This window comes from Chryseobacterium sp. A301 (assembly GCF_054489425.1).
Map to the genome: position 1 here is coordinate 61,355 of NZ_JBTMWY010000005.1, position 26,279 is coordinate 87,633.

A 26,279-nucleotide genomic window follows, 5' to 3' on the forward strand; every position below is an offset into this window, starting at 1 on the left:
TTTCTATCCGAAAAATCGGCCGTAGTTAAAATTTAAAATTATTCTTCAAGTCTTATATCCAGTCCTAGCCCTTGCAATTCATGTAGCAATACATTGAATGATTCAGGTATTCCTGGTTCTGGCATGGCTTCCCCTTTGGCAATTGCCTCGTAGGTTTTCGCTCTACCAATTACGTCATCCGACTTCACTGTAAGAATTTCGCGAAGGATATTCGAAGCTCCAAAGGCTTCCAATGCCCAAACCTCCATCTCACCAAATCTCTGTCCTCCGAACTGTGCTTTACCACCAAGTGGTTGCTGCGTAATAAGAGAGTATGGTCCAATGGATCTTGCGTGCATCTTATCGTCTACCATGTGTCCTAACTTAAGCATATAGATGATTCCCACGGTGGCTGGCTGCGTGAAACGCTCTCCAGTTCCCCCATCGTACAGATACGTGTTTCCATAGGCTGGAAGTCCAGCTTGTTCAGTGTACTTCGTAATGTCCTCAAGACTTGCACCGTCAAAAATTGGCGTCGCAAATTTAAGTCCTAACTTTTGTCCTGCCCAACCAAGAACGGTTTCGTAGATCTGTCCAATATTCATACGTGAAGGTACCCCAAGTGGGTTCAGTACGATATCAACTGGAGTTCCGTCTTCAAGGAACGGCATGTCTTCTTCTCTTACGATACGAGAGACAATCCCTTTGTTCCCGTGACGTCCTGCCATTTTATCCCCTACATTAAGCTTTCTCTTCTTCGCAATATAAACTTTAGCCAGTTTCATGATCCCTGCTGGAAGTTCATCCCCGATAGAAATTGCAAATTTCTCACGGTTTTTAACCCCTGTAATGTCATTAAACTTAATTTTATAGTTGTGAATTAATTGCTTAATTAGATCGTTTTTCTCAGAATCTACGGTCCAATCTGCACCGCTCACGTTTACATAATCTTCTACACTTTGAAGAAGCTTAGTCGAGAATTTAACTCCTTTTGCAATGATTTCTTCGCTCAAATCGTTATTCACTCCTTGAGAAGTTTTTCCATTTACAAGAGTTCCTAGTTTTTCGATCAGAGTGGCGCGAAGTTCATCGAATTTCACTTTGTACCCGTTCTCAATCTCTTCTAACCTCAGTTTCTCTTCTTGTCTCTTCTTTTTATCTTTGATATTTCTAGAGAAAAGCTTTTTGTTGATTACAACTCCTCTTAGGGATGAGTCTGCTTTCAGGGAGGCGTCTTTTACATCGCCTGCTTTGTCTCCAAAAATGGCACGAAGTAATTTTTCTTCAGGTGTTGGATCGGATTCTCCTTTCGGTGTAATCTTACCAATCATGATATCTCCTGGTTTTACTTCCGCTCCAATACGGATCATACCGTTTTCATCAAGATCTTTTGTTGCCTCTTCTGAGACGTTTGGAATATCAGCTGTCAGTTCTTCCATACCTAATTTGGTATCTCTTACTTCAAGCGTATACTCGTCCACGTGGATCGAAGTAAACCAGTCCTCACGAACTACCTTTTCGTTAATTACAATCGCATCCTCGAAGTTATACCCTTTCCAAGGCATGAACGCTACGGTTAAGTTACGTCCAAGTGCAAGTTCTCCGTTCTCGGTTGCATATCCGTCGCAAAGCACTTGCCCCTCTTCTACTACATCTCCTACTCTTACGTTAGGTCTAAGTGTAATGGTTGTACTTTGGTTGGTTTTTCTAAACTTCGTTAAGTTGTATGTTTTCGTTCCGGATTCGAAGCTCACAAGATCTTCGTTTTCACTTCGATCGTAACGAATTACAATTTTATCTGCATCTACATATTCTACTGTACCTGGACCGTCCGCGTTGATTAAGATTCTTGAATCTTTTGCAACTTGCTTCTCTAGTCCTGTTCCTACGACAGGAGCTTCTGGTTTCAATAGAGGAACCGCCTGACGCATCATGTTAGATCCCATTAGGGCACGGTTCGCATCATCGTGTTCAAGGAATGGAATTAACGAGGCAGAAATTCCAGAAATCTGGTTCGGTGCCACATCAATTAAATCCACTTGTCCTGGCTCAACAACCGGGTAATCTCCATCCAAACGAGCAATCACACGATCCGTATCGATTGTTCCGTCTGCTTTTAATTCCACGTTTGCCTGCGCAATAACTTTGTCTTCTTCGTCCTCTGCATTTAAATAAATAGGAGCAGAAGAAAGATCAACCTTTCCGTTCGTTACTTGACGGTATGGCGTTTCAATAAATCCAAGAGAGTTAATTTTCGCATACAACCCTAAAGAGGAAATAAGACCAATGTTCGGCCCTTCAGGCGTTTCAATTGGACAAATTCTTCCGTAGTGTGTATGGTGAACGTCTCTTACCTCAAATCCGGCTCTTTCTCTTGATAAACCACCAGGCCCTAGGGCAGACAATCTTCTTTTATGGGTAACCTCCGAAAGGGGATTGGTTTGGTCCATAAACTGAGAAAGCTGGTTGGTTCCAAAGAATGAATTAATCACCGAAGTAAGGGTTTTGGCATTCACCAAATCTACTGGGGTAAAGATTTCGTTGTCACGAACGTTCATTCTTTCACGAATGGTACGAGCAATACGAGAAAGCCCGACGCCAAATTGGCCTGCAAGCTGTTCTCCAACGGTTTTAATTCTACGGTTAGATAAGTGGTCAATATCGTCCACTTCAGTTTTAGAATTGGCAAGTTCGATAAGGTGACCTACAATGGCAATAATATCTTCCTTCGTTAGCACTTCCGTACCTTCTGGAATATTAAGACCTAATTTTTTATTTAGTCTATAACGACCTACTTCTCCTAGGGAGTATCTTTGTTCAGAGAAGAATAATTTTTCAATAATTCCTCTTGCTGTCTCCTCGTCGGGCGGGTCTGCATTTCTTAATTGACGGTAGATGTATTCTACCGCTTCTTTTTCTGAATTGGTAGGGTCTTTCTGTAACGTATTTTGAATGATTGAGAATTCATTTGAATTTTCATTGTGTACCAAAATCGTTTTTACGCCGGCTTCAAGAATGATATCAATGTGCTCTTTTTCAAGAACTGTTTCACGTTCTAGAATAATTTCATTTCTCTCGATCGATACTACTTCTCCTGTATCTTCATCCACGAAATCTTCGAACCATGTATTTAGTACTCTAGCGGCTAGGGTACGTCCTTCTACTTTCTTTAAAGCGGCTTTAGAAACTTTCACTTCTTCGGCAAGATCGAAAATCTGAAGAATTTCTTTATCAGACTCATATCCAATCGCTCTTAATAGTGTAGTTAAAGGTAGTTTTTTCTTACGGTCAATGTACGCATACATTACGTTGTTGATATCCGTTGTAAACTCCATCCAAGATCCTTTGAAAGGAATAATTCTGGAGTAATACAATTTCGTACCGTTGGCATGGTAAGTTTGACCAAAGAAAACCCCTGGCGAACGGTGCAATTGAGTTACAATTACACGTTCCGCACCGTTAATAATAAAAGATCCTGAAGGGGTCATGTAAGGTACAGGCCCTAAATACACATCTTGAATTACAGTTTGGAAATCTTCGTGTTCGGGATCCGTACAGTACAATTTCAATCTAGCTTTAAGAGGCACGGAATACGTTAACCCTCTCTCCACACATTCGTTAATAGAATAACGAGGGGAATCTACCAGGTAATCTAAAAATTCAAGTACAAATTGATTTCTCGAATCTGTAATCGGAAAGTTTTCCTGGAAAGTCTTATAAAGACCCTCATTCACTCTAGCTTCTGGCAGGGTATCTAACTGAAAGAAATCCTTGAACGATGCTAACTGCACATCTAGGAAATCAGGCGTTACGATTCTGCCTTGGGAAGAACTAAAGTTAACTCTCTCACCTGCTGGCAAGCTAACAGAGCTTTTAGTTGCTTTTGATTTACTCATAAAGTAATAAAAAAAGGTTGGTTAAAAAATATTTTGATCTTCAAAAAAAATATTAGAATAAAGAGAAAGGATTTGAGTGTTATCCGTTACAATAAGTGATTCGTCCTCAATCTTTTGTATTCTTACTGCAACGCCGATATATCTTTTCACGGTGTAGTGCAAAATATCTTTTAATTCCTAAAAAAGTTTGGTTGCTTGAAAATATTGCAAATACAAATAGCCCTCCTACTTTAAGGTAAGAGAGGATTTAAGCACTTGCTATTAAAACTTTCGGAACAACGGATAACTTCAAAAGGACTGCAAATATACAAAGAAAAACCAATAACTTCCAAGTACTTACAAAGGAATTGAGTGGAGACACAATCCCAAAACTTGGCAATAGGCCACCGCATGGGAATCGACACCTATTCAAATAAAAAAAGAAGATCACTGGATCTTCTTTTCTTTTCATCATTTGTGTTGCAAATATTTAAATTTGCTTATGCAAAGGTATATATAATTTCTCAAATATTATTATTTTATTTGAGAATTATATTATAGAATAACGACACTACAGTTAACTCTATCCCCGAAAAAGCCATTGTTGCCAAAATACCATATTAACGACCGTTAGTTTCTGAATCTTTTTCGTATATTAAAATTCTGTATATTTGTTTGGTTAGGTTTAACGCAGGACATCTTGATTATGGACAAAAAGAAAACACAGATTCTCAAAACTTCCATTAAACTATTTCGCCAGAAGGGCTATAAAGAGACCACCTTACGCGATATTGCGAAAAAAATGGGGGTAACCGCACCGGCCTTGTATAATTTCATTTGTAAGAAAGACGAAATACTGGTTTGGCTTTGTGATGAATTGGCCTTGCATTTCAATACAATCCCATTAGAGTTACAAGAATTCGATGGAACAGATCTGGAAAAGTTCAACTTCTTCCTTAAAAGACATCTCGAAACGGTGTACAACCACTACGAACTATATGAGACTGCCCTGCGTTACTGGGAAATTGCGGACACAGAAGCAAATCAGAAGTTCTCCCATTATATTCAGTTCTACCTTGGAACCTTTGAATCCTTAGCCAATCAAATCATCCCTAAAGCAAACCGGGACCAATTCTTCAATCCCAATTTGTTTTCTCTTATTGTGATGCAGATTAGTAACCAACTTCCCAAATGGTTAGACAGTAGTTACAAGCCTTTCGACTTCCATCTTATCGCGGGGCAACTTTCCACACGTCTACTCAATGGCTACAGCCACTAGAATAAAAAGCAATGAATCTAACTCCCAAACAAGAAACCATCGTAGAGAAATCACTTCATTTGTTTGGCCAAAACGGCTTCACGGAAACCTCGATGAATGACATTGCCACTGCAATGGACATGAAGCCAGCCTCACTTTACAACCACATCGAATCTAAAAAACAAATCTTACTCTGGATCTGCCAAAGAGTTAGCCACCGCTTACAAGAACTCCTAATTAAACTTAAGAACACTGACGCTCACCCGTTCGATCAATTTGAACTGTTCATTGAAAAGCACATAGAGCACACAACGAAGTACGCTTATGAATTCAAAATCTTTTCACGCTATCGCAACCAACTCCAACGCGTCCACCGTGTGGAATTCTTAGAAGTTCATGAAGCCTATGTAGACCACTTGACCCATTTAAACAAGTTTGTCATTGCCCGGGAAAACAATCCTGATTACTTTCCACAAGACTACCAAGCGCAAATCCTCATTTCCATTTTGGAAAGTATTCCCTATTGGTCAGGCCATACGCAACAAACTCCGAAAGAGATTGCAAGGCAGATTGCTCATTCCTTCCTCCAAGGATTCACGAGTCCTTTAAGCACTCCCGAATCAATAGACAAACCCTAGAAAACACAAAAAGTCCGCAATTGCTTGCGGACTTTCTATTCTTGCAAAGATTGAATTATTTCAATTCTACTTCAGCACCAGCTTCTTCAAGTTGTTTCTTAAGCGCTTCTGCTTCGTCTTTAGAGATTCCTTCTTTAATTGCAGTAGGAGCTCCATCAACCATATCTTTCGCGTCTTTAAGACCTGCACCAGTTAAATCTTTAACTAGTTTTACAACTGCTAATTTAGAAGCACCTGCAGCTTTAAGAATGACATCAAATTCAGTCTTTTCTTCTGCAGCATCTCCACCAGCAGCACCTCCTGAAACTACAACAGCAGCTGCAGCAGGTTCGATTCCGTACTCATCCTTAAGGATAGTAGCTAATTCATTTACGTCTTTTACCGTTAGGTTTACTAGCGTTTCCGCTAAATTTTTTAAATCTGACATTGTAATAATGTTTTTAGTGTTGAACGATTATAATTTTTTGAGTGTGTTTTATTCCGCAGCAGGCGCTTCTCCTTCTGTTGCTTCAGAAGCTGCTGGCTCCTCAACAGGAGCATCCTGAGCTTCAGAAGTTTCTTCAGTAGAACCTTCTGACTTATTCTGCAATGCAGAAACCAATCTTTGGATTGGAGATTGAAGAAGTCCGATGATTTCTCCAAGCATTTCTTCTTTCGATTTGATGCTTGCTAGAGTCTCAAGGTTCTCGTCTCCAACATAAACTGTTTCTTGCAAGTAAGCAGATTTAAGAGCAGGTTTCTCTTCTTTCTTTCTGAAATCTTTGATCAATTTCGCAGGTGCATTTGCAGTCTCCGAAAGCATCAAAACAGAGTTCCCTTTGAATGAACCGTACATTTCTGAGAAATCTACGTCCAATTGCTCCATTGCTTTTTGTAAAAGGGTGTTCTTCACCACCTTTACTGTAATATTGTTCTTAAATGCTTGTCTTCTGAAATCTGAGGACTTCTGAGCATTCAAGCCTGCAAGATCTGCTACATAGACTACTTTCGCGTCTTGTAAAAGGTCTTTTAATTCTTGTATTACTAGTACTTTATCTTCTTTAGTCATGTCTTCAGATTTTAGTTTACAGATTTAGAATCAATTGCAATTCCTGGACTCATGGTAGAAGAAAGATAAATGCTTCGTACATAGATTCCTTTCGACGCAGTGGGCTTAAGTTTCACTAAAGTCTGAATTAATTCTTGTGCATTTTCTCTAATCTTGTCTGCATCAAAAGATACTTTACCGATTGCCGCGTGAACAATCCCGTATTTATCTACTTTGAAATCGATTTTACCAGCTTTTACTTCCGCAACCGCTTTCCCAATTTCCATTGTTACAGTACCTGACTTAGGGTTCGGCATTAGACCTCTTGGACCTAGGATTCTACCTAATGGACCTAGTTTACCCATAACAGCTGGCATCGTAACGATAACGTCTACATCTGTCCAACCGCTTTTGATTTTATCTAAGTACTCGTCAAGTCCCACATAATCCGCACCCGCTTCTTTGGCTTCGGCTTCTTTGTCTGGGGTAACTAATGCAAGAACTTTTACATCCTTTCCTGTTCCGTGTGGAAGAGAAACGACGCCTCTTACCATTTGGTTCGCTTTTCTAGGATCTACTCCAAGTCTAACTGCGATATCTACAGAAGCATCAAACTTCGCTGTGTTTACTTCTTTTACTAGAGCAGAAGCCTCTTCTAGGCTATATGCTTTTGCTTTTTCTACTTTACTTAAAGCTTCTTTCTGTTTCTTTGTCAATTTTGCCATTTCAATAAGATTTAAGCGTTCGTAGGTTTAGCTCCAGTCACTCTAATTCCCATGGATCTTGCAGTACCTGCTACCATAGTTAAAGCTGAATCCATTGTGAAACAGTTTAAATCTGTCATCTTATCTTCAGCAATTTTTTTAACTTGGTCCCAAGAGACAGACCCTACTTTGTTACGGTTAGGCTCACCTGATCCGCTTTTAAGTTTTGCAGCTTCAAGTAATTGAATTGCAGCAGGAGGAGTTTTGATTACGAATTCAAAAGATTTGTCTTCGTACACTGTAATTACTACAGGCAAAACTTGTCCTGGCTTGTCTTGGGTTCTTCCGTTAAATTGTTTACAAAACTCCATGATGTTCACACCCGCGGAACCTAATGCAGGTCCTACCGGTGGAGAAGGATTGGCAGCGCCACCTTTCACCTGAAGTTTTACCATTTTAAAGACTTTTTTAGCCATTTTATTTGTTTGTTTTAATTTGAATAATTAATGAGTTTGGAAGCATTTATTATTCTACCCCTTGCTTATCTCACTTCGCAAATCGGTATTTCGGACTGCAAAATTATAAATAAAAATCCATCTGACCAATACCTAACACACTAAATTTCAAAAAGATTTATCCAGCCTAGGGAACATCCTGTCTTGAATCCTGCTTCCAACAAGACATAACAGAACATACGATTAAAAAAGCCGAAAGATATTTTCTTTCGGCTCTTATACTATGATTGAATAAAGTAGCTTAATTCTATACTTTCTCCACTTGCATGAAATTCAGCTCCATTGGTGTCTTTCTTCCGAAAATCATAACGGATACTTCTAGTTTCTTTTTGTCTTCTAGAATCTTTTCCACTGTACCATTGAATCCATTAAATGGACCATCGATCACTTTTACGCTTTCTCCAATTACATAAGGAATAGCCATGTCAGACGCAAATTCAGATAGTTCATCAATACGACCTAACATTCTATCCACCTCTACTTTACGCATCGGAACTGGATCTCCTCCCTTGGTTAAACTTAGGAAAGAAATCACACCTGGAATATTTTTAATAACGTGTGGAATTTCACCCATCAGGTTGGCTTCCACCATTAAATAGCCTGGATAATAAGGTCTTTCTTTTGGAACTTTTTTCCCATTTCTGATCTGAATCACCTTTTCCATAGGAATTACAACTTGTGCTACGTACTCGTCGTATCCTAAACGTTGGATCTCATTCTCGATATAGGTCTTAACTTTGTTCTCCTGACCACTAACAGCTTTTAATACATACCACTTTAAATCACTCATCATCCTATATTATACTAGTTAAACAGGTTAATTAATAAAGCTAAAGCATTTTGTATAAACTCGCTGAAAAGAGTATCTACTCCAAATAAAAATATAGCCAACAACACTGTTCCAATTGTAATTGCAATTGTCGAAGACTGTAGTTCTGGCCATTTTGGCCACTCTACTTTTTCCGTAAATTCAGTATATGAACCTTTTAAAAAACTTACAAATGAACTCATAATTCTGTTTTGCACGGGCACAAGGACTCGAACCCTGATCAACGGTTTTGGAGACCGGTATCCTACCATTGGACGATGCCCGTAGAAAAGGTTCCGTAAGGATCTTACGGAACCTCATTTATATAATACTAGACTATTCAGTGATTTCAGTAACCTGACCAGCACCTACTGTTCTACCTCCTTCTCTAATTGCAAATCTAAGACCTACGTTAAGAGCGATTGGTTGAAGCAATTCAACAGTGATAGTTAAGTTGTCACCTGGCATTACCATTTCAACACCTTCTGGTAAGAAGATCTCACCTGTTACGTCTGTGGTTCTTACGTAGAACTGAGGACGGTATTTGTTATGGAATGGAGTGTGACGTCCACCTTCTTCTTTAGAAAGGATATAAACCTCTGCTTTGAATTTTTTGTGTGGAGTTACAGAACCTGTTTTTGCAATAACCATACCTCTTTTAATGTCAGTTTTTTCAATACCTCTTAAAAGAAGACCTACGTTATCTCCAGCTTCACCTCTGTCAAGAATTTTTCTAAACATTTCTACCCCAGTTACAGTCGATGTTAATTTTTCATCTCCCATACCTACGATATCTACACCTTCACCAGAGTTGATTACACCTGCTTCAATTCTACCTGTTGCAACAGTACCTCTACCAGTAATAGAGAATACGTCTTCAATCGGCATCAAGAATGGTTTATCTTGGTCTCTTACAGGAAGTTCAATCCAGCTATCTACTGCATCCATTAATTCGTCTACAGTTGCAACCCATTTCGCTTCTCCGTTAAGTGCACCTAATGCAGAACCTTGGATCACTGGAGAGTTATCTCCATCGTATTCGTAAGAAGAAAGAAGATCTCTTAATTCAAGCTCAACAAGCTCAAGTAATTCTGGATCGTCTACCATATCTACTTTGTTCATGAAAACAACCACTTTAGGTACGTTTACCTGACGGCAAAGAAGGATGTGCTCTCTTGTTTGAGGCATCGGTCCGTCTGTCGCAGCACATACAAGGATCGCACCGTCCATCTGAGCAGCACCAGTAACCATGTTCTTAACATAGTCGGCGTGACCTGGACAGTCTACGTGAGCGTAGTGTCTACTTTCTGTTTCGTATTCAATGTGCGAAGTATTAATAGTAATACCTCTTTCTTTTTCCTCTGGAGCAGAGTCAATTGCAGAGAAGTCTCTCTTGTCAGCTAAACCTTTATCTGCTAATACTTTAGAAATAGCAGCAGTCAAGGTAGTCTTACCGTGGTCTACGTGACCAATTGTACCAATGTTTAAGTGTGGTTTGTTACGATTAAACGTTTCCTTTGCCATGATTTAAATTATTTTATTTAATTAATTTTAAAATTTCGGTGTGCAAATATAATGATTTTTTAAATATTAAAACCATTTTCATATAAAATTGTTTCAATATCAGTTTCAATTAGTTGCACCCTACTTTGAAGTCTTAAAAACGAAGGCTAAAATTACAAAAATTTTTCTTTTTAGAAAAACATCCTTCGATTTAATTGGCCGTCTTTCGCTAACACGCCCAAAAATGGTGCAATGAAAAATCCTGACGATTGATCAGGACTTTTTTACTTTGAGCCAACGATGAGATTTGAACTCACGACCTCTTCCTTACCAAGGAAACGCTCTACCCCTGAGCTACGTCGGCAAAATCTAAATAAAAAAATCACATCCCTGCGGTGTGATTTTTTTTAGAGCGGAAGACGGGGGTCGAACCCGCGACATTCAGCTTGGAAGGCTGACGCTCTACCAACTGAGCTACTTCCGCATTGTTTGTTGGTAAACGGTTTGCAAATTTAATTAATAATTTGAAATCTACAAACATTAATTAAAAAAAAGTGGGGAGAGCAGGATTCGAACCTGCGAAGCCGAAGCAACTGAGTTACAGTCAGTCCCATTTGACCGCTCTGGAATCTCCCCAATCTTAAATTTTATCCGAGCCTCCAGAGGGATTCGAACCCACGACCCCGAGATTACAAATCACGTGCTCTGGCCAGCTGAGCTATGGAGGCAAATAGATTTCAAAAGAACGCTTTCTCTTTTTGCGAGTGCAAATATAAGGTTGTTTTTTTGAAATCTACAAATTATTTAGACACTTTTTTCTAAAAAAAAATTAAGCCATTTCTTTTTTCTTGATTAACAGCTTTTTAGCTGTATCAGCGCACTGATCTAAACTCTCTTCAAAACTAACTGCGGTCTTCTTTACCACAATATCATCACCAGGAACCACCAATCGGATTTCGGTTGTTTTGTTTTCTTTTGACGTTGTATTTTCAACTTTCAAATGCACTTGACATTCCAAAATCTGATCATAGAAAGTGCTTAATTTGCTAAGTTTTTTATCGATATGCTCTTCTAATGGTTCGTGTGGCGTTAGTCCTATCGCCTGAATTGAAATTTTCATAAACTTGAATTTTTAAAATTAAACATTATCACGATACGTCCGTTACTTTTTCTTAGCTCTTGGATGCGCTTTTTCAAATACTTTTTTAAGCTGCGCAATATCCGAGTGAGTGTAAACTTGGGTAGAGGCTAAACTTGCGTGGCCCAACAAACTTTTCACCCTAGAAATTTCAGCCCCATTTTCTAAAACATGAGTCGCAAAACTATGTCTTAAAATATGAGGACTTTTTTTCTCTTTCGAAGTGACAAGACTAAGGTAGCTTTTTACCCCTAGATACACAAACTTCTCACCTAGTTTTTCCCCTTTTTGGGAAAGAAAAAAATAGACCTTGCTCCCCACGCTAGCCTCCCTATCCTTTGCATAAGATTCTAGTAGCTGACCTAGTTCCTTCGAGATAGGCAGCACCCGCATTTTATTGCCTTTTCCATGCACACGAATCTCTAGTTTTGAAAAATCAACATCCTCGTGCTTCAAATTGCAAAGCTCCATACGACGCATACCTGTTTGATACAAAACTTCGACCAACATTGAGAAAAATTCCAATTTTAAATCTCCGTTATGCTCAATATTTTGTAAATCAGAGACTTCTTCTCGGGATAAGGGGATTTGTTTTTCGGGATAGAATTTAAGACTTGAGATACTTTCCAAAGGGGAAACCTCAATTTCCTGAATTTTTAAAAGAAACAAATAAAAACTACGCAAACTAGAAAGTTTCCGGTTAATACTTCTTTTGGATAATTTTTTCTCACTTAAGAAAACCATAAAATTTCGAACTACCTTTTTACCGACCTTCCGCAAATCTTCCTCTCCTTCGGTTTCTCGTACAAAAGAATGAAAATCCCGAAGATCTTTCTTATAGCTCTCTAAGGTGTGGGGAGAATACCGCCTCTCCACTTCTATATATTCTAGGTACTTCTCAATCATGAAACAAAAAAATCACTTTCCAAATATACAATTTAGAAAGTGATTTTAATATGTGTTTAAAAAAAACGAAGCTTAAGCTTGCTCCTCTTGGCTAGCAGCTCTTTGCTTGTAAGAAGCTTTCGCGTTCTTTGCTCTTTTCGTTACAGAAGGTTTAACAAACTGTTGTCTCGATCTAAGTGAGCGAACGACTCCGGTTTTATCAAATTTTCTTTTGTATCTTTTCAGGGCTCTATCAATAGCCTCTCCGTCTTTTACTGGGATAATTAACATAATTTACATCTCATTTTGGATTGCAAAAATAAAACTATTTTTTTAACTGACCAAATATATTAAATTGAAATTATTTTTCTCTTGTTTAAATCTTTACTCACTTTAAATTTTAAGTAAATTGCATCCCCATGAAAAACTCACAATACATTGCCGTTACTGCCTCCGCGGGATCGGGAAAAACCTATTCGCTCGTTAAAAACTTCCTTGCACTTTGTTTGGCAAAGCCAAACAATCAAGAGGCCATTAAGCATATCTTAGCCCTCACTTTTACGAACAAAGCGGCGAATGAAATGAAAGCCAGGCTCATTGAATGGCTCAAACTCTTCACCTCGGAAGCCTACGCCCAAAGTCCTGAACTCAAAGACATTCAGAAAAGTCTTGAAGAGGCCCATATTAAAGTGAGTCTTGAGGAACTGCATCTTAGAAGCCAGAAAATTTTAGATTTTGTATTGCATCATTATTCCCTTCTTAGTATTGGAACTATAGACAAGTTCAACGCAAAATTAATCCGTAGTTTCTCCTACGAACTTGGGCTTGCCCATCAGTTTAACCTTGAAATTAAAAGCGAACCATTTTTAATAGAGGCGGTCGATTTCATGCTGGAGCAAATCGGAGAAAACAAAGAATTCTCAACTCATATATTGACCTATATTCAAAATCAGTTGGACGAAGAATCAAATCCAAACTTAAGTGAATTACTTTATGCAAAGGCGAAAATCTACGACAGTGATATCCATGCAGGCGAATTAGAAAAGAACAAAGATTTCGATTGGAATGCATATGAACAGATTGACAAACAACTACGTGCGGAAGAAAAAGCCCATCGGAATAAAGCCACTGAAATCGCAAAAGCCTCACTTTCTTTAATGGAAGATCAGGGCGTAAACACAGAAGATTTTGCAAGGGGAAATAGTAGTGGACTGGGGATCTTCTTTGTGAAGTGTGAACAGTTTTTCACGAAGAAAGTGCCAACTTTCCCTCTTCCTGGAGATGAAGAGAAGGCTGTGGCGACTTTTGACAAACTAGCCTCCGCGACTGGAAAATCGAAGGAAGCGGAAATTGGCTTACTTGTTCCCAAATTAAAAGAAAATAGACTTGAAATCATCGATCATTATATTCAATCTCTTAAAAAAGAAAAAATCAGAAACGAGCTTCTTGGGCTGAAGGTCAATTCGGAAATCCGGCAGCAACTAGCTCATATTGAAAAAGAAAACGATTTGGTTCTTTTGTCCAAATTCAATTTGATGATACAAGAGCATATTCGAAGTGAACCTTCTGCTTTTATTTATGAAAAAATCGGAACCCAATACAATCATTTTTTCTTTGATGAGTTTCAAGATACCTCTCGGATTCAGTGGAACAACATCTCCCCTTTACGGGACGAGGCCATCTCGAGCGAAAACCACTCGTTTACTTTGGTAGGCGATCCGAAACAAAGCATCTATCGATTTCGGGGAGGCGACAGTGAACTTATGCTCGAAATCACAAATGGGCAGGAAGGAATTCGCGATCTCCCCATCTTAAAATCACTGGACACCAATTACCGGAGTGCGGAGTCTATCGTCAATTTCAACAATGAACTTTACAATTTCCTCGCGAGAGGATTAAAACCAGCGCACCAACTCCTTTTCTCGACACAGGCCCAGCAAAAGGCTCATAAAAAAGAAAGGGGAAGAGTGAAAGTAAGTCTTAGTGAAGAATCTACCATTCCTCTGTTTTTCGAGGAATTAGCCCTCAAAATGCACCGTGATATTCAAGAAGGACTTGACAATGGATTTTCTTTCTCTGACTTCACAATTCTTTGCACTAAGAATGCTCATATTATTTCCCTATCGGAAGCGCTTGGATCCCTAGAGGTACAGTACAGAGGAGATAACACCTTGATTAAAACCATTTCTGACAATGGCCTTTCTCTTGGTAGTTCTCTTACCCTGCAAGCTCTAATCCAATTTTTTAATTGGCAACTCAAACCCGAAAGCAAGCAGTATCTTGTCAGCTGCTTATACCATTTAAATGAATTAGGCCGAATCACGATGTCAGATTTCTCAGCGGAAATCCTTCATCTTTTGTCGCTAGAGGAGTCTCATTTGAAAGAGTACTTAAAAACACAATACCATTTAAACTTAGACTCCACTCCCCTTAGCACCCTAAATCTATACAATTATATAGAAGCTTATACTCATGAGTTTGAACTAGATTCAAAAGAGACTAGCTATCTGCTAAACTTTTTAGAAGTGGTTTTTGCTTTTACGCAAAACCAAGGCATGGGTCTTTCCGACTTCCTGACGTACTGGGATCAAGAAGCAAATAAAACAGCTATTCAAACCAGTGAAAGCATTGACGCCATCAAGCTTATGACAATTCACTCAGCAAAGGGGCTTCAATTCCCCATTGTGCTGCTTCCTTTGTTGAACAAAAGTTCAGATAAATTCTTCCAGTGGTTTCCCCTTGAAAATTTAGGGCCGCTCAAAACGGTTAACCTCAAACATTTTGAAAAATCACTCCTCCCTTATGATCCCAGTATAAATAGCTTCAATGAGGAGAATTTTTACAAAAATGAAATAGACCGCCTTTGTCTTACCTATGTGGCAACCACACGACCGGAAGAACAGCTCTACATTTACCTTCAAAAGAATAGAACTAATGGGACTCTTTCGGGCATTCATGAGTTCATTCAATCGAAAAACCCAGAAAACCTACTCGAGATTGACCTCTACCCTGAGGTGGAAAACTCATACAAGAAACAATCAAAAAGTAAAGCCCTCTCTAGAAACGAGCTTAAAATTGAGACTCTCAATTCAACAAAGTCCGTAGCGCATACCATCAAAATTGCAACACCTTCCAAAAACTATCAGGCGACAAATCATACCGTACGTGTAGGACTGTTTGTACATGAAATTCTAGAACGCATTGAGCATAGCTCCCAATTGGATCCCGTTTTAAACCGCTATTTGGTGGAAGGAATCATTACGCAAGAAGAAAAGACACAAATATCTGATAGACTTTCCTCAATCGTACTCAACCCTAAGTATGCTCCGTATTTTGAAGAAAATGCAAAGGTCCGAAGCGAAAAAGAAATCATGGTTCGGGAAAATGGACAATCTAAAACCTATCGAGTGGATCGGCTTATCGAAACCAAGGACGGCCTCATTGTAATCGATTTTAAAACCGGGTTACCAAGCCCATCGCATGAGAAGCAGCTTAGGCACTACCAAACCATTTTGGAGAATATCGGAGAGAGAGTTCTGAGAACCGAACTCATATATCTATAAGAAAAAAGAGTTCATTCAGCCCCCACTTGAGAAAACTGAAATGAACTCTTATTTTTCCACCTGCCTATTAAGCTACAGTGGTGTCTACAAAAACTCTTTGCGCTAATTCTTGATCGAAGAGATAAAGTGCAGAGGTATTGTCTTTTACTCTTTTAATTTTCGCAACCAATAAAGCGGCAGAGGCTTCCTCCTCCACTTGTTCATTAATAAACCACTGTAAAAAAGATACCGTTGCAAAATCGCTTTCTTCGGTGGCCACTTTTGCAATTTCAAAAATACTTTTGGTTACCAATTTTTCGTGCGCAAGTGCAAATTCAAAAACCTGTTGTTCATTGTCAAATTCAAAAGGCGGCTTTTCTATTCCCTCCATTCGAACCTCACAACCTACATCCAGAATGTAATCAAAGATTTTATCCGCATGCATCAATTCTTCTTTGCTCTGAACTCGGAAATAGTTTGCAATCCCCTCTAAATCTCTTGCGTGAAACCAAGCAGACATGGACAGGTAGTATTGCGCAGCGTACTGTTCGTTAGCAATTTGCGCGTTTAGCAATTGGGCAATTTTTTCACTTATCATAGTTTCTATTTTATTTAATATTTGAAAGTTTAAAGTTAGTAATTCTCGTGGTATTTTCCCTCACCCCAACCCACTGTAAAAATCCTAAAGTTTTCCAGGGCCTAAAAACCCACTTCTATTTGCGACTACTATATAAAAAAGGGACAGAAATCACTTTCTGCCCCTTCCCATTAAAACTAAAATTATGAACTTATTAGGTTCGACTTACACTGGATTATTTTGCAATATCTTTTTCTACAAAGACGGTTTTTTTATGGAATCCTCCTTTTCCATCCATTGTTTTTTTAGTGGTTCTATTTTGCATTCTTGCTTTGTGCGCATTCATTCTCTCTGCCTTCATTGCTTCCCATTTCGCATATTGCTCTTTGGAGAGGATGGCTTTCATTTCGTTATTTTTTACTTCCTGTTTCGCTTTATACTCTTGCATTCTTTGCTTACGCACTTCTTGCATTTTGCTTCTCTCCGCCATACGCTCCGCATTTTGCTTTTCATTTAAGGCTTTGATTTTATCTAATTGAGCCGCGGAAAGATCAAGGGACTTCTGCATTTTCAAATAGTGATCTGCTTTTGCTTTTTTCATTTGTACTTCTCGACTTTGCTTGTCTTTCATACTTGGAACCTGTGTTTGTTGCGCGAACATTAAACCACCAGAAACCACAAGCGCACTAATAATTATTTTTTTCATCTTTCTATAGTTTACGATTAATAAGATATTTGGCCTTTTATACTTATTTGATACGATTTGAGAATCAAGGTTAAAGGGTCAAATCATAATATTGTGTTAAACTTCAAACGGAATGTTTTTGAATTAACTCAGCCACAATTTCTGAGGTTTGATCAGGATAGTCCACTCGGATTCGAGTATCCGATTTTATCCAGCGAGCTAATTTTTTCTCAAATTCGGATTCGCGCCAAACGACCTCGACACCCATTTCTTCTAGTGCCAAAGAATTGCACTGCTGTTCGTATTGGTTTTTCATCGGTACACTTAAAAGTTTTTTTCCTAAATGCAAACTTTCCGCCGGTCCTTCAAATCCACCTCCTGTCAAAAATCCTTCACAAAGCGAAAGAGATTTTTGAAATTCCTCATTGTCTATGGGAATTATTTTGATATGGCCTTTTGTATACCCCTGGGTTGCATGCTTTGAAAACACTTCCCAACTCACACTCGCATGTGAACTTAAAAGCTTCTCTATAAAAGCATCACTGTAAGCGGGAAGATAAACCGTGTAGTGTCCTAAATTTTCAGGAACTAGGTCCCTAATTTCTTTCCGAATAATAGGAGTATGAATAAATCGATCGTAGGACTGAAAGTGAAATCCGATGGATTCCGTGGTCGGCGCGTAATGTTCTAGAATCAAACTTCCCCAATGAAAGCCCTTTAGACGAGGAGTGAGAGGTGACTTATACGCTGCCTGATGGGAGAGAGCAACGCATTTCTTTGCCCTATACTTGCAGGCCCAGGCACTGATGGGTTCGTAATCGCTTATAACCAAATCATACGATTCTACGGGTAAGGATTTGATGTCTAAAAGCAGTTGCCTGGTGTGCATACCTTTCCAGGTTTCTCCAAGGTCTATACCACCTTTCTTTCCAAACACAAAGCCCATTCCACTCATGCGAAACGTGATGTCTTGCTGGAGACCTACTTCGGACTGTGTACCACTAAGTAAGACATCTACAGAACCATGGTTTTGCAAGTGAGGTATGACCTCGCGAGCCCGGCTAACATGGCCATTACCGGTCCCTTGAACCGCATACAAAATTCTCATACCAATCGTTTTAATTTGGATTGACACAGGGGTCATGTAAATCTACAAAAAAGAAAAGGAAGGATCCTAAAACCCTTCCTAATCGTAACATTAACTTAAACTATATTTTCTATCTGGACCCTCTCATTCCACTGGTTCTGCTTGAAGATCCGCTTGAACTACTAGCCGCTTTGGAAGAGCTAGCCGTTCTCTGAGAACTTCGTACTCCTGCAGACCGATTGCTTGTGGGTCTACTTGGCGCTTTTGTAACCGCCGGTCTCGAAGTTCGAGCACTTGAAGAAGATCGTACATTCGAATTGGTGCTCGCTGTGTTTGTACGAAGTCCACTCGTTCTCTGTGGGGTGGCTTGCGTGGTTCTTCTTGGTTCTGTCCTCACACTTGTAGCAGTTCCCGTTCTCAGTCCACTTGCTCTTTGCGAAGAGGAAGAAGCGCTCGTCGAGGATTTGAATCCACTATTTCGGCTCGAAACCGCATTAGAACTATTTACAGAGGAATTCCTTAAGGTGTTATTTGAACCCGATTTGAATCGAGCATCGTTCGAATTCCTAGGTTGGTTCCAACCGTATTGAGTACCCACATTTCGGTGGTAATTCTTACGATTGATTTTATACAAATTGATGTTCACACTTCGGTAACGTGGCACAACGTAATAAGAGTAATACCTAGGTCTGTAATTGCTACGCCAGAAATTTACATAGTACTGTACGGGACTTCGTCCGTTATAATAATAGCTCTGATAGATCGAGAACGCTCTTGGACCCAAAATCTGCTCTAAGGCATAGAATCGATCGTAATACCAACGGTTCGGGTTACTACGGTAGTAGGAATTCCAAGAATAATAATCCGGAAACTGTCTGTTTAGATCCATAACCATATTCGCTTGCCATGAATTCAGTCGAAGCTCTCGAAACAAACGATTCCAATTGACGCGGGTAATACTTTGACGATAGTCATTGTAAAAACTACGGTAATAATCATCCACATAATAATCGTCAGGATACTCATAATAGTAATCCTCATCGAAATAATGGTCCTCATCTCCATACCATCCACTTTCATACTGTGAATTCCCTCCATTGGATGGATAGTATTGTGCACTGCTTAGTCCAAAGAGGCCTAGGGCAACGGTTAGTAATATTTTTTTCATTTTACTTTGTGATTTGGTTAATATTCAAGAAGTTCATCTCGACCTTCTCTGTATTTATAGATACAAAAACAAAAAAGAAGTTAAATCCTAAGTTCAACTTCTTTCCTTATATATTGATAATCAATATTATAATAAGTTCAATTATACAGATTTCCGTCCTGAATCCTGAATCCAAAACGCTATTTTCGAATTAAAAGAGTCTTGTTCTCCAAGATATTCGAGGGTCAAATGCATCCTATAACGCCAATAGTGTGGGAACTGGGCGGGATCGTTAATTCGTTCAAGGTCCTGATTTGGACTGCGTAGCTCACAATCCGTTGCAAAGAATTCTTGTATAGGGAAAATCGAAAGCATCGCTTCGTTATACAAATGTTGCAACATGATGATTTCGGCCAATTCGGGCTCAAGAGTATCGGGCGCGCTGCCCCATTGATTCAACTGTTCGTTATAGTACTTTTGCGTTAGATTAGAATCTTCGCTCCACCATTGTCTTAAGGTGGAACTATCATGAGAAGAGGCAGTAACGACATTCATATACCCCGCATTTTTTGGGTCGTACCAAAGGATATCCTCCGAGGGCATACGCTGCACTTTCAATGCGGTGATGGCCAGAGAATCCATTACCTCAGGAACGCATTTGGGCACCATTCCTAAATCTTCTCCGCAAATCAGCATGTCCGTTGAATTTAAAATCGCGGGAAGTTTTTCCATAGCACTTGCGGACCACAGAGCTTCTTGACGATGGAAAAAATAATCGGAATACAGCTCTCTAATAGCCTCTTGAATAGGACCCTCCAAATGTTGAAATGAGGAGGTCTTCTCTACTGCAAAACGAGGATGGAACACAGATTCCCCTTCCTTTCGCTCTTCCAGAAATAGGACATTTGCGCACAAAGTAAGGAGCTTTTCCTCGATCCACCCCCACGGATTGTCCTTAAAGAAATCGCTAAGTTTTCGCTGCGTATCAAATTCGGGTTTAAACTGAAAACTGCCGTTAGACTGTGAGTTCATAAAGAAATCGGATACGCTACGGCTATCAGAACCAAACAAATCCCAAAGAATCTGCTCGTTTACAAAAGGACGAATAAATCGGTCCCAATCAAACCCAATCCCTCGACTGCGAAATTCTTCGAGCGTCACCGGAATGGCAGGATAGAAATACCCTAAAATACCCTGAGTCGCAGAAATAGGCATGCGCCAAATCCGGAAGAAGCCAAGAATGTGGTCAATCCGCATGGCATCGAAGTATTTCTCTAGGGCCTTAAAACGACTTTTCCACCAGCGGTAGCCGTCGTCCTTCATCGCTTCCCAATTGTAAGTAGGGAAGCCCCAGTTTTGACCAACATCTGTAAACTGATCCGGTGGCGCCCCCGCTTGGAAATCCATTCCATAAAGCTGTGGCTCGGTCCATGCTTCTACAGAAAATCGATAAATCCCAATGGGAAGATCACCTTTTAAAGAGATTCCAATGGAGTGAGCATAGTCCACTGCTTCTGTCAATTGCAAATGCAGTTGGTACTGCACCCACAAGTGAAGCATTGCAGTGTCAAAGAATTTATGACCTGCCTGGAACAAAGGAGCAATTTTACCTGCCACATACTTTCTATGGGTTTTCCACTCTTCAAAGTTGGGCGTCTTATTTTGATCTCGAAGGATGCAAAAGGCGGCATAAGGATAGAGCCAGTCCTTGTTTTCATTCTGGAATTTTTTGAATCCTCTGTCTTTCAAAATCTCCTGTTTGTTTTGTTCGAACAAAAGAGTGATAAAGTACCATTTTCTTTCGATTACCTGCTCATAATCCACAAGATCGAAAGAATTTAGTTCCGCTTTCTTCGCTAAAAACTCAAGTGCTTCTTCTTCACCAAGTCTGAAGGGCAATTCTTCAATACTAAGGTAGATTGGGTGAAGAGCATAAAGAGAAATTGGAGCATAAGGATAGGAATCAGTCCATGTATAATTTGCCGTCGTATCGTTAATCGGCAGAGTCTGCACCACAGAGAGATTGGTTTTTTCAGCCCACTTTGCTAATAATTTCAAGTCACTGAACTCTCCTACTCCAAACCCCTTCTCACTACGAAGAGAAAAGACGGGCACTGCAACCCCTGCGGCATGGTATAAATCCTCGGCTTTAAAACGAAAAAAGTGATCGGCTTGAATTTGCAGAACCTGAGGTTCAAGATTTGAAAGTGCCCAGCGGTTTTTGCCATATTCGACCTCGAATACATCTCCTGAGGTTTCATCTAAAATCCCATACTTATATTGAATAAAATTTTCTTGGGCAATCTCCACGGCGACCTCCCAAACGCCGTAAGCCGTTTGAGCCATCGGCACGGTCTTTAAATATTCCCAAGAGCCTAATTCAGGTGCGCTACCTAAAAGAACCAATCGCTGGTTTGCTCTGTAAATGGGAGCCTCGATTCGAAACAAATGGGTATGTCTTTTTAGAATCTGTAGTTTTTCAGGTTCAAATTCGCGACGCGTATTTTTTAGAATTTTATTGTTTAGATAGTTCTCAGGGAAATTCTTAAGATTCCAAACATCGTATACTTTGTATTCGCTATAGGTATGAACCAATTGCAGCTGATGAGAAGAAAACTCTGTTTTTAAAACCGTTCCGTCCTCAGTCACCAGTTGGTATTGATAACAAAGGTCTCTTGTGAAATAATCCACCTCCACACTCCAATTCCCATTATCGGTATACTGCAAGGGGTAAATTAACTTCTCGTCTTGTTTCTCAAATAATACAAGTTGAATTCTCTCCCCAATTTGGGTATTAAAATGAATATTAAAAATTATCTTCATGGCAAATAGTAGTCATTAAATTACGTCATGGTAGTCTTTTGCATAGAGCGTTTTCCTTGCGCTCGCATCTGGATCTAACTGTGATGCAATTTAAAAAAATAAAAGCAATTTATCCTGCTTTAATTCGACAAAAAAAAGACTCCGACTTTACAGCTTACTATTTGCCATTCAACACCTTACACAAATGGAGCCCCGGTTAAACCAAAGCTCCATTTTCGTATTGAAAAGGAATTCCTTTTGCTTAGCTAATTATATAAGAAGTTCCCTCGCGTGAATCTTTAAGTTCAATCCCTTCGGCAAGAAGCTTATCTCGAATTTCGTCTGAAAGCGCCCAGTTTTTTGCTTGTCTTGCTTGATTGCGAAGGTCAATTAACACTTGGAGAGTTGAATCTAGCTTATCCGAATGCTGCTTTGCAATCTCTTCTAAACCTAGCACATCAAACACAAAAGTCTGAAGCGAAGCTTTTAATAACTCTAGATCATCTTGGCTAAGACTTTCTTTCCCGTCCTTAATTGCGAAAATCACTTTTACAGCCTCAAACAAATGAGCAATTAAAATCGGAGAATTAAAATCATCCAGTAGGGCCTGATCGCATTTCTGTTTCCAAGCGGACACGTCAAACGATTCTTTGCCTGACTCTGATGGATCGATGTCTCGAAGGACTTCAAGCGCTTCCATTAATCGAAGATAGCCTTTTTCACTCGCCACTAAAGCCTCGTTTGACAAATCAACTACACTTCGATAGTGAGCTTGTAAGAAAAAGAAACGAACGACGGTGGGCGCAAACGGTTTTTCAAAAAAGGTATTGTCCCCCGTAATCAACTCCATGGGTAAAATCGTGTTTCCCGTCGACTTACTCATTTTTTGACCGTTTAAAGTGAGCATGTTTGCATGCATCCAATAATTCACAGGTGAGGTCCCGTTGCAAGCAGTTCCTTGTGCAATTTCACATTCATGATGCGGAAATTTAAGGTCCATCCCTCCTCCGTGAATATCAAATTTCTCCCCTAAATATTTAGTGCTCATTGCCGTACATTCCAAATGCCATCCTGGAAATCCTTCTCCCCATGGGGAAGGCCATTTCATGATGTGCGCCGGTGAAGCACTTTTCCAAAGTGCAAAATCTTGTGGGTTTTTCTTCTCGTCCTGCCCGTCTAGAATCCGGGTATTGGCATAGAGTTCTTCAATGTTTCGCTTGCTTAGCTCTCCATAGTTTCCCCCTTTTTCATTGTAAGCATGTACATCAAAATAGACCGAACCTCCCGTTTCATAAGCGTATCCTTTTTCTAACAAAAGCTTTGTTAGTTCTAACTGCTCTAAAATATGGCCCGTAGCGGTTGGCTCAATGTTAGGAGGTAGCAAATTAAACTGCTGCAAAACTTTGTGAAAATCGACCGTGTACTTCTGTACAATTTCCATTGGTTCTAGTTTTTCTAATCGACTTTGTTTTACAAACCGATCGTTGTCTACATTTCCATCGTCTGTTAAATGCCCTGCATCCGTAATGTTTCTAACGTACCGTACTTTGTATCCTATATAAAGGAGTGTGCGGTAGATAAAATCGAATGACATAAAGGTCCTTACGTTGCCCATATGCACATTGCTGTAGACGGTAGGTCCACAAACATACATTCCTATATTGCCATCTAAAATCGGTTTAAATGTTTCTTTCTGTCCCGTGAGAGAATTGTATATTTTTAGTTCCATTGATTTATGTATTAGTCAATTTTAGCATGGCTCCCCACATAGTGAAGAAATTCTTGTCTCGTAATTGGATTGGTTCTGAAGATCCCGCTCAATTCAGCGGTGATCGTAGAACTCGCGGTGTCTTTAATTCCACGACAATTCACACAGAGATGCTTTGCATCAATGATGCATGCCACATCCTTTGTTCCTAATGCTTGTTTTAAGGCGTCTACGATCTGCATCGTTAAACGTTCTTGAACTTGGGGTCTTTTCGCATAATAATCGACAATTCGATTAATCTTGGAAAGTCCAATGACTTCTCCATTGGATATATACGCTACATGCGCTCGCCCAATAATCGGTAGAAAATGATGTTCACAAAAGGAATAAACCGTAATGTCTTTCTCCACGAGCATTTGGCGATACTTGTATTTATTGCTGAAGGTAGAAATTCGAGGCTTGTTCTCAGGCAATAACCCGCCGAAAATCTCATTTACATACATTTTGGCAACTCTCTTGGGAGAATCCTTCAAGGAATCATCTTCCATATCTAACCCAAGGGTTTCCATGATTTGTCCAAAAAGCATTTCAATTCGCTCCACTTTTTCCAAAGGAGTTTTTTCAAAAGCATCTGCTCTTAAGGGTGTATGCTCTTTGCCTGTAAAAACATCGTCGTCGTTGTCAAAATCCGTCATAGTGTATTGATTCTTAGAATGGCAAAAATAAGGAAATATCCTTTGAAATCGAATTTTTCGGACTGCTTCTATCGCAGACCTTTTTTTGACACGTTACAAATTCCTTAAAAAATACTAAAAAAAGGATAATTGATTAAGTTTTTTTTATATTTGCACCAATTAAACAATAATTAAAAAATACTATTATTATGTCAGACATTGCATCAAGAGTAAAAGCTATCATCGCTGATAAGCTTGACGTTGAAGAAACAGAAGTAACTCCAGAAGCTAGCTTCACTAACGATCTAGGAGCTGATTCATTAGACACAGTGGAACTTATCATGGAGTTCGAAAAAGAATTCAACATTCAGATTCCTGACGATCAGGCTGAAAAAATCACAACTGTAGGTCATGCAATTGCATACATTGAGGAAGTGGTAAACAAATAATTTGAATCTATTCGTTAGATAATTAAAAAATTTATGGAATTAAAAAGAGTAGTTGTAACAGGATTTGGTGCACTAACACCGATTGGTAATAATGCGAAAGAATACTGGGAAAGCCTTACCCAAGGTAAGAGCGGTGCCGCTCCGATTACTCTTTTTGATGCCACAAATTTCAAAACAAAATTTGCCTGCGAGATCAAGAATTTCAACCCATTAGACCACTTTGAAAAGAAAGAGGCGAAAAAAATGGATAGAAACACTCAGCTCGGCTTAGTAGCAGCACGTGAAGCTGTTGAGCATTCTGGCATCCTTAATGGAGAATTGAATCGAAATCGAGTGGGCGTGATCTGGGGCTCAGGTATTGGAGGCCTTGAAACTTTCGAGCATGAAGTCTTAGGATGGGCGAACACAGACATTCCTCGATTCAACCCTTTTTTCATTCCAAAAATGATTGCGGACATAACGCCGGGTCACATTTCAATGGAATACGGATTTCACGGTCCAAATTACACCACGGTTTCAGCTTGTGCTTCTTCAGCCAATGCTCTAATTGATTCAAAAATGTTGATTCAATTAGGGAAAGCAGACGTGATCGTCTGTGGAGGTTCTGAAGCTGCAGTTACGGCTAGTGGGGTTGGCGGATTCAACGCTATGATGGCTCTCTCGACCCGTAACGACAGTCCGACTACGGCCTCTCGTCCTTTTGACAAAGACCGTGATGGTTTTGTTTTAGGAGAAGGCGCAGGAAGTATCATATTAGAAGAATACGAGCATGCGGTAAAACGCGGGGCTACCATCTACGCCGAGTTAAAAGGCGGAGGAATGAGTGCCGACGCCTACCACATGACGGCTCCCCACCCAGAAGGATTAGGAGCCTATCTTGTGATGAAAAACTGTTTAGAAGACGCAGAGGTTGATGCGAACGAAGTAGACCATATTAATATGCATGGAACTTCTACTCCCTTGGGTGACATCGCAGAATCCAATGCGATTTCAAAACTATTAGGGGAGCACGCATTTGACATTCAAATCAACTCTACAAAATCGATGACCGGGCACTTGCTTGGCGCCGCAGGAGTTGTTGAGGCAATTGCTGCAATTCACACAATCATTCACGGAATTGTACCTCCTACCATTAACCACTTTACTGACGACGAAAGAATCGACGAGCGACTAAACTTCACTTTTAACCATGCGGTTAAAAAACATGTGGATGTCGCGATGAGCAACACTTTCGGATTTGGCGGACATAACGCCTGTGTACTATTTAAAAGAATCTAA

The 26,279-nt window shown here is 39.7% G+C and carries 23 protein-coding genes and 5 tRNA genes; 5 read left to right on the forward strand and 23 right to left on the reverse strand.

What is annotated here, in order from left to right:
- Positions 1 to 38: 38 nt before the first annotated feature.
- The gene (gene rpoB, locus ACX3PU_RS08930) at positions 39 to 3,875 is read right to left on the reverse strand and encodes a DNA-directed RNA polymerase subunit beta (RefSeq protein WP_459084677.1); all 3,837 of its coding nucleotides are present in this window, start codon (positions 3,873 to 3,875) and stop codon (positions 39 to 41) included.
- A gap of 685 nt (positions 3,876 to 4,560) precedes the next feature.
- Here rpoB and ACX3PU_RS08935 point away from each other — a divergent pair.
- Complete coding sequence (locus ACX3PU_RS08935) at positions 4,561 to 5,133, forward strand: TetR/AcrR family transcriptional regulator (RefSeq protein WP_459084679.1); 573 nt, start codon at positions 4,561 to 4,563, stop codon at positions 5,131 to 5,133.
- 11 nt (positions 5,134 to 5,144) lie between these two features.
- Positions 5,145 to 5,750 carry a TetR/AcrR family transcriptional regulator gene (locus ACX3PU_RS08940; RefSeq protein ID WP_459084680.1) on the forward strand — a complete coding sequence of 202 codons (606 nt, stop codon included), beginning with the start codon at positions 5,145 to 5,147 and terminating at the stop codon, positions 5,748 to 5,750.
- 55 nt (positions 5,751 to 5,805) lie between these two features.
- Here ACX3PU_RS08940 and rplL read toward each other — a convergent pair whose 3' ends face one another.
- From rplL to rpsU, 15 genes are all read right to left on the reverse strand, one after another.
- Positions 5,806 to 6,177 carry a 50S ribosomal protein L7/L12 gene (gene rplL, locus ACX3PU_RS08945; protein ID WP_459084681.1) on the reverse strand — a complete coding sequence of 124 codons (372 nt, stop codon included), beginning with the start codon at positions 6,175 to 6,177 and terminating at the stop codon, positions 5,806 to 5,808.
- Between the two features lie 48 nt (positions 6,178 to 6,225).
- Positions 6,226 to 6,798, reverse strand: coding sequence for a 50S ribosomal protein L10 (gene rplJ, locus ACX3PU_RS08950; protein WP_459084683.1), 573 nt, complete (start codon positions 6,796 to 6,798; stop codon positions 6,226 to 6,228).
- 11 nt (positions 6,799 to 6,809) lie between these two features.
- Positions 6,810 to 7,502: a 50S ribosomal protein L1 gene (gene rplA / locus ACX3PU_RS08955; RefSeq protein WP_459084684.1), complete on the reverse strand. Its 693-nt coding sequence runs from the start codon at positions 7,500 to 7,502 to the stop codon at positions 6,810 to 6,812.
- An 11-nt stretch (positions 7,503 to 7,513) separates the two neighbouring features.
- On the reverse strand, positions 7,514 to 7,957 hold the full coding sequence (gene rplK, locus ACX3PU_RS08960) for a 50S ribosomal protein L11 (RefSeq protein ID WP_459084685.1): 444 nt from the start codon (positions 7,955 to 7,957) through the stop codon (positions 7,514 to 7,516).
- 286 nt (positions 7,958 to 8,243) lie between these two features.
- Positions 8,244 to 8,786, reverse strand: a complete 543-nt coding sequence (nusG, locus tag ACX3PU_RS08965) for a transcription termination/antitermination protein NusG (protein WP_459084806.1) — start codon at positions 8,784 to 8,786, stop codon at positions 8,244 to 8,246.
- Positions 8,787 to 8,800: 14 nt separating this feature from the next.
- Positions 8,801 to 9,007 carry a preprotein translocase subunit SecE gene (gene secE, locus ACX3PU_RS08970; protein WP_459084686.1) on the reverse strand — a complete coding sequence of 69 codons (207 nt, stop codon included), beginning with the start codon at positions 9,005 to 9,007 and terminating at the stop codon, positions 8,801 to 8,803.
- 12 nt (positions 9,008 to 9,019) lie between these two features.
- Positions 9,020 to 9,090, reverse strand: a tRNA-Trp gene (locus ACX3PU_RS08975).
- Positions 9,091 to 9,140: 50 nt separating this feature from the next.
- On the reverse strand, positions 9,141 to 10,328 hold the full coding sequence (gene tuf / locus ACX3PU_RS08980; RefSeq protein ID WP_459084687.1) for an elongation factor Tu: 1,188 nt from the start codon (positions 10,326 to 10,328) through the stop codon (positions 9,141 to 9,143).
- A gap of 271 nt (positions 10,329 to 10,599) precedes the next feature.
- Positions 10,600 to 10,671 (reverse strand) — tRNA-Thr (locus ACX3PU_RS08985).
- Between the two features lie 47 nt (positions 10,672 to 10,718).
- Positions 10,719 to 10,791 (reverse strand) — tRNA-Gly (locus ACX3PU_RS08990).
- 71 nt (positions 10,792 to 10,862) lie between these two features.
- Positions 10,863 to 10,943, reverse strand: a tRNA-Tyr gene (locus ACX3PU_RS08995).
- A gap of 18 nt (positions 10,944 to 10,961) precedes the next feature.
- Positions 10,962 to 11,035 (reverse strand) — tRNA-Thr (locus tag ACX3PU_RS09000).
- Positions 11,036 to 11,136: 101 nt separating this feature from the next.
- On the reverse strand, positions 11,137 to 11,427 hold the full coding sequence (locus tag ACX3PU_RS09005; RefSeq protein WP_459084689.1) for an HPF/RaiA family ribosome-associated protein: 291 nt from the start codon (positions 11,425 to 11,427) through the stop codon (positions 11,137 to 11,139).
- A gap of 42 nt (positions 11,428 to 11,469) precedes the next feature.
- A complete protein-coding gene (locus ACX3PU_RS09010; RefSeq protein ID WP_459084690.1) occupies positions 11,470 to 12,351 on the reverse strand; it encodes a tyrosine-type recombinase/integrase in 882 nt (293 codons plus the stop codon).
- A 72-nt stretch (positions 12,352 to 12,423) separates the two neighbouring features.
- Positions 12,424 to 12,621 carry a 30S ribosomal protein S21 gene (rpsU, locus tag ACX3PU_RS09015; protein WP_459084691.1) on the reverse strand — a complete coding sequence of 66 codons (198 nt, stop codon included), beginning with the start codon at positions 12,619 to 12,621 and terminating at the stop codon, positions 12,424 to 12,426.
- Between the two features lie 128 nt (positions 12,622 to 12,749).
- On the opposite strand from rpsU, the gene ACX3PU_RS09020 reads away from it, so the two are divergent.
- Complete coding sequence (locus ACX3PU_RS09020; RefSeq protein ID WP_459084693.1) at positions 12,750 to 15,893, forward strand: UvrD-helicase domain-containing protein; 3,144 nt, start codon at positions 12,750 to 12,752, stop codon at positions 15,891 to 15,893.
- A 67-nt stretch (positions 15,894 to 15,960) separates the two neighbouring features.
- On the opposite strand, the gene ACX3PU_RS09025 is transcribed toward ACX3PU_RS09020, so the two are convergent.
- The 7 genes from ACX3PU_RS09025 to folE form a co-directional block, all read right to left on the reverse strand.
- A complete protein-coding gene (locus ACX3PU_RS09025; RefSeq protein WP_459084694.1) occupies positions 15,961 to 16,470 on the reverse strand; it encodes a ferritin in 510 nt (169 codons plus the stop codon).
- Between the two features lie 214 nt (positions 16,471 to 16,684).
- Positions 16,685 to 17,155 (reverse strand): hypothetical protein, encoded by a 471-nt coding sequence (locus ACX3PU_RS09030; RefSeq protein ID WP_459084695.1) that lies wholly within the window; start codon positions 17,153 to 17,155, stop codon positions 16,685 to 16,687.
- A gap of 103 nt (positions 17,156 to 17,258) precedes the next feature.
- Positions 17,259 to 18,242 carry a glycosyltransferase family protein gene (locus ACX3PU_RS09035; RefSeq protein WP_459084697.1) on the reverse strand — a complete coding sequence of 328 codons (984 nt, stop codon included), beginning with the start codon at positions 18,240 to 18,242 and terminating at the stop codon, positions 17,259 to 17,261.
- Between the two features lie 109 nt (positions 18,243 to 18,351).
- Positions 18,352 to 19,389, reverse strand: coding sequence for a hypothetical protein (locus ACX3PU_RS09040; protein ID WP_459084698.1), 1,038 nt, complete (start codon positions 19,387 to 19,389; stop codon positions 18,352 to 18,354).
- Between the two features lie 141 nt (positions 19,390 to 19,530).
- On the reverse strand, positions 19,531 to 22,191 hold the full coding sequence (locus tag ACX3PU_RS09045; RefSeq protein ID WP_459084700.1) for a 4-alpha-glucanotransferase: 2,661 nt from the start codon (positions 22,189 to 22,191) through the stop codon (positions 19,531 to 19,533).
- 241 nt (positions 22,192 to 22,432) lie between these two features.
- Complete coding sequence (gene cysS / locus ACX3PU_RS09050; protein WP_459084701.1) at positions 22,433 to 23,899, reverse strand: cysteine--tRNA ligase; 1,467 nt, start codon at positions 23,897 to 23,899, stop codon at positions 22,433 to 22,435.
- 11 nt (positions 23,900 to 23,910) lie between these two features.
- The gene (gene folE / locus ACX3PU_RS09055; RefSeq protein WP_459084702.1) at positions 23,911 to 24,573 is read right to left on the reverse strand and encodes a GTP cyclohydrolase I FolE; all 663 of its coding nucleotides are present in this window, start codon (positions 24,571 to 24,573) and stop codon (positions 23,911 to 23,913) included.
- 188 nt (positions 24,574 to 24,761) lie between these two features.
- On the opposite strand from folE, the gene ACX3PU_RS09060 reads away from it, so the two are divergent.
- Together ACX3PU_RS09060 and fabF are read left to right on the forward strand one after the other, a co-directional pair.
- Positions 24,762 to 25,001, forward strand: coding sequence for an acyl carrier protein (locus ACX3PU_RS09060; protein WP_002976354.1), 240 nt, complete (start codon positions 24,762 to 24,764; stop codon positions 24,999 to 25,001).
- Positions 25,002 to 25,034: 33 nt separating this feature from the next.
- On the forward strand, positions 25,035 to 26,279 hold the full coding sequence (gene fabF / locus ACX3PU_RS09065; RefSeq protein ID WP_459084703.1) for a beta-ketoacyl-ACP synthase II: 1,245 nt from the start codon (positions 25,035 to 25,037) through the stop codon (positions 26,277 to 26,279).

Bases quoted from the DNA above. Each gene is read 5' to 3' on its own strand.
- rpoB (WP_459084677.1), bottom strand. From the start codon at position 3,875: ATGAGTAAATCAAAAGCAACTAAAAGCTCTGTTAGCTTGCCAGCAGGT.
- ACX3PU_RS08935 (WP_459084679.1), top strand. From the start codon at position 4,561: ATGGACAAAAAGAAAACACAGATTCTCAAAACTTCCATTAAACTATTT.
- ACX3PU_RS08940 (WP_459084680.1), top strand. From the start codon at position 5,145: ATGAATCTAACTCCCAAACAAGAAACCATCGTAGAGAAATCACTTCAT.
- rplL (WP_459084681.1), bottom strand. From the start codon at position 6,177: ATGTCAGATTTAAAAAATTTAGCGGAAACGCTAGTAAACCTAACGGTA.
- rplJ (WP_459084683.1), bottom strand. From the start codon at position 6,798: ATGACTAAAGAAGATAAAGTACTAGTAATACAAGAATTAAAAGACCTT.
- rplA (WP_459084684.1), bottom strand. From the start codon at position 7,502: ATGGCAAAATTGACAAAGAAACAGAAAGAAGCTTTAAGTAAAGTAGAA.
- rplK (WP_459084685.1), bottom strand. From the start codon at position 7,957: ATGGCTAAAAAAGTCTTTAAAATGGTAAAACTTCAGGTGAAAGGTGGC.
- nusG (WP_459084806.1), bottom strand. From the start codon at position 8,786: ATGAGTGATTTAAAGTGGTATGTATTAAAAGCTGTTAGTGGTCAGGAG.
- secE (WP_459084686.1), bottom strand. From the start codon at position 9,007: ATGAGTTCATTTGTAAGTTTTTTAAAAGGTTCATATACTGAATTTACG.
- tuf (WP_459084687.1), bottom strand. From the start codon at position 10,328: ATGGCAAAGGAAACGTTTAATCGTAACAAACCACACTTAAACATTGGT.
- ACX3PU_RS09005 (WP_459084689.1), bottom strand. From the start codon at position 11,427: ATGAAAATTTCAATTCAGGCGATAGGACTAACGCCACACGAACCATTA.
- ACX3PU_RS09010 (WP_459084690.1), bottom strand. From the start codon at position 12,351: ATGATTGAGAAGTACCTAGAATATATAGAAGTGGAGAGGCGGTATTCT.
- rpsU (WP_459084691.1), bottom strand. From the start codon at position 12,621: ATGTTAATTATCCCAGTAAAAGACGGAGAGGCTATTGATAGAGCCCTG.
- ACX3PU_RS09020 (WP_459084693.1), top strand. From the start codon at position 12,750: ATGAAAAACTCACAATACATTGCCGTTACTGCCTCCGCGGGATCGGGA.
- ACX3PU_RS09025 (WP_459084694.1), bottom strand. From the start codon at position 16,470: ATGATAAGTGAAAAAATTGCCCAATTGCTAAACGCGCAAATTGCTAAC.
- ACX3PU_RS09030 (WP_459084695.1), bottom strand. From the start codon at position 17,155: ATGAAAAAAATAATTATTAGTGCGCTTGTGGTTTCTGGTGGTTTAATG.
- ACX3PU_RS09035 (WP_459084697.1), bottom strand. From the start codon at position 18,242: ATGAGAATTTTGTATGCGGTTCAAGGGACCGGTAATGGCCATGTTAGC.
- ACX3PU_RS09040 (WP_459084698.1), bottom strand. From the start codon at position 19,389: ATGAAAAAAATATTACTAACCGTTGCCCTAGGCCTCTTTGGACTAAGC.
- ACX3PU_RS09045 (WP_459084700.1), bottom strand. From the start codon at position 22,191: ATGAAGATAATTTTTAATATTCATTTTAATACCCAAATTGGGGAGAGA.
- cysS (WP_459084701.1), bottom strand. From the start codon at position 23,899: ATGGAACTAAAAATATACAATTCTCTCACGGGACAGAAAGAAACATTT.
- folE (WP_459084702.1), bottom strand. From the start codon at position 24,573: ATGACGGATTTTGACAACGACGACGATGTTTTTACAGGCAAAGAGCAT.
- ACX3PU_RS09060 (WP_002976354.1), top strand. From the start codon at position 24,762: ATGTCAGACATTGCATCAAGAGTAAAAGCTATCATCGCTGATAAGCTT.
- fabF (WP_459084703.1), top strand. From the start codon at position 25,035: ATGGAATTAAAAAGAGTAGTTGTAACAGGATTTGGTGCACTAACACCG.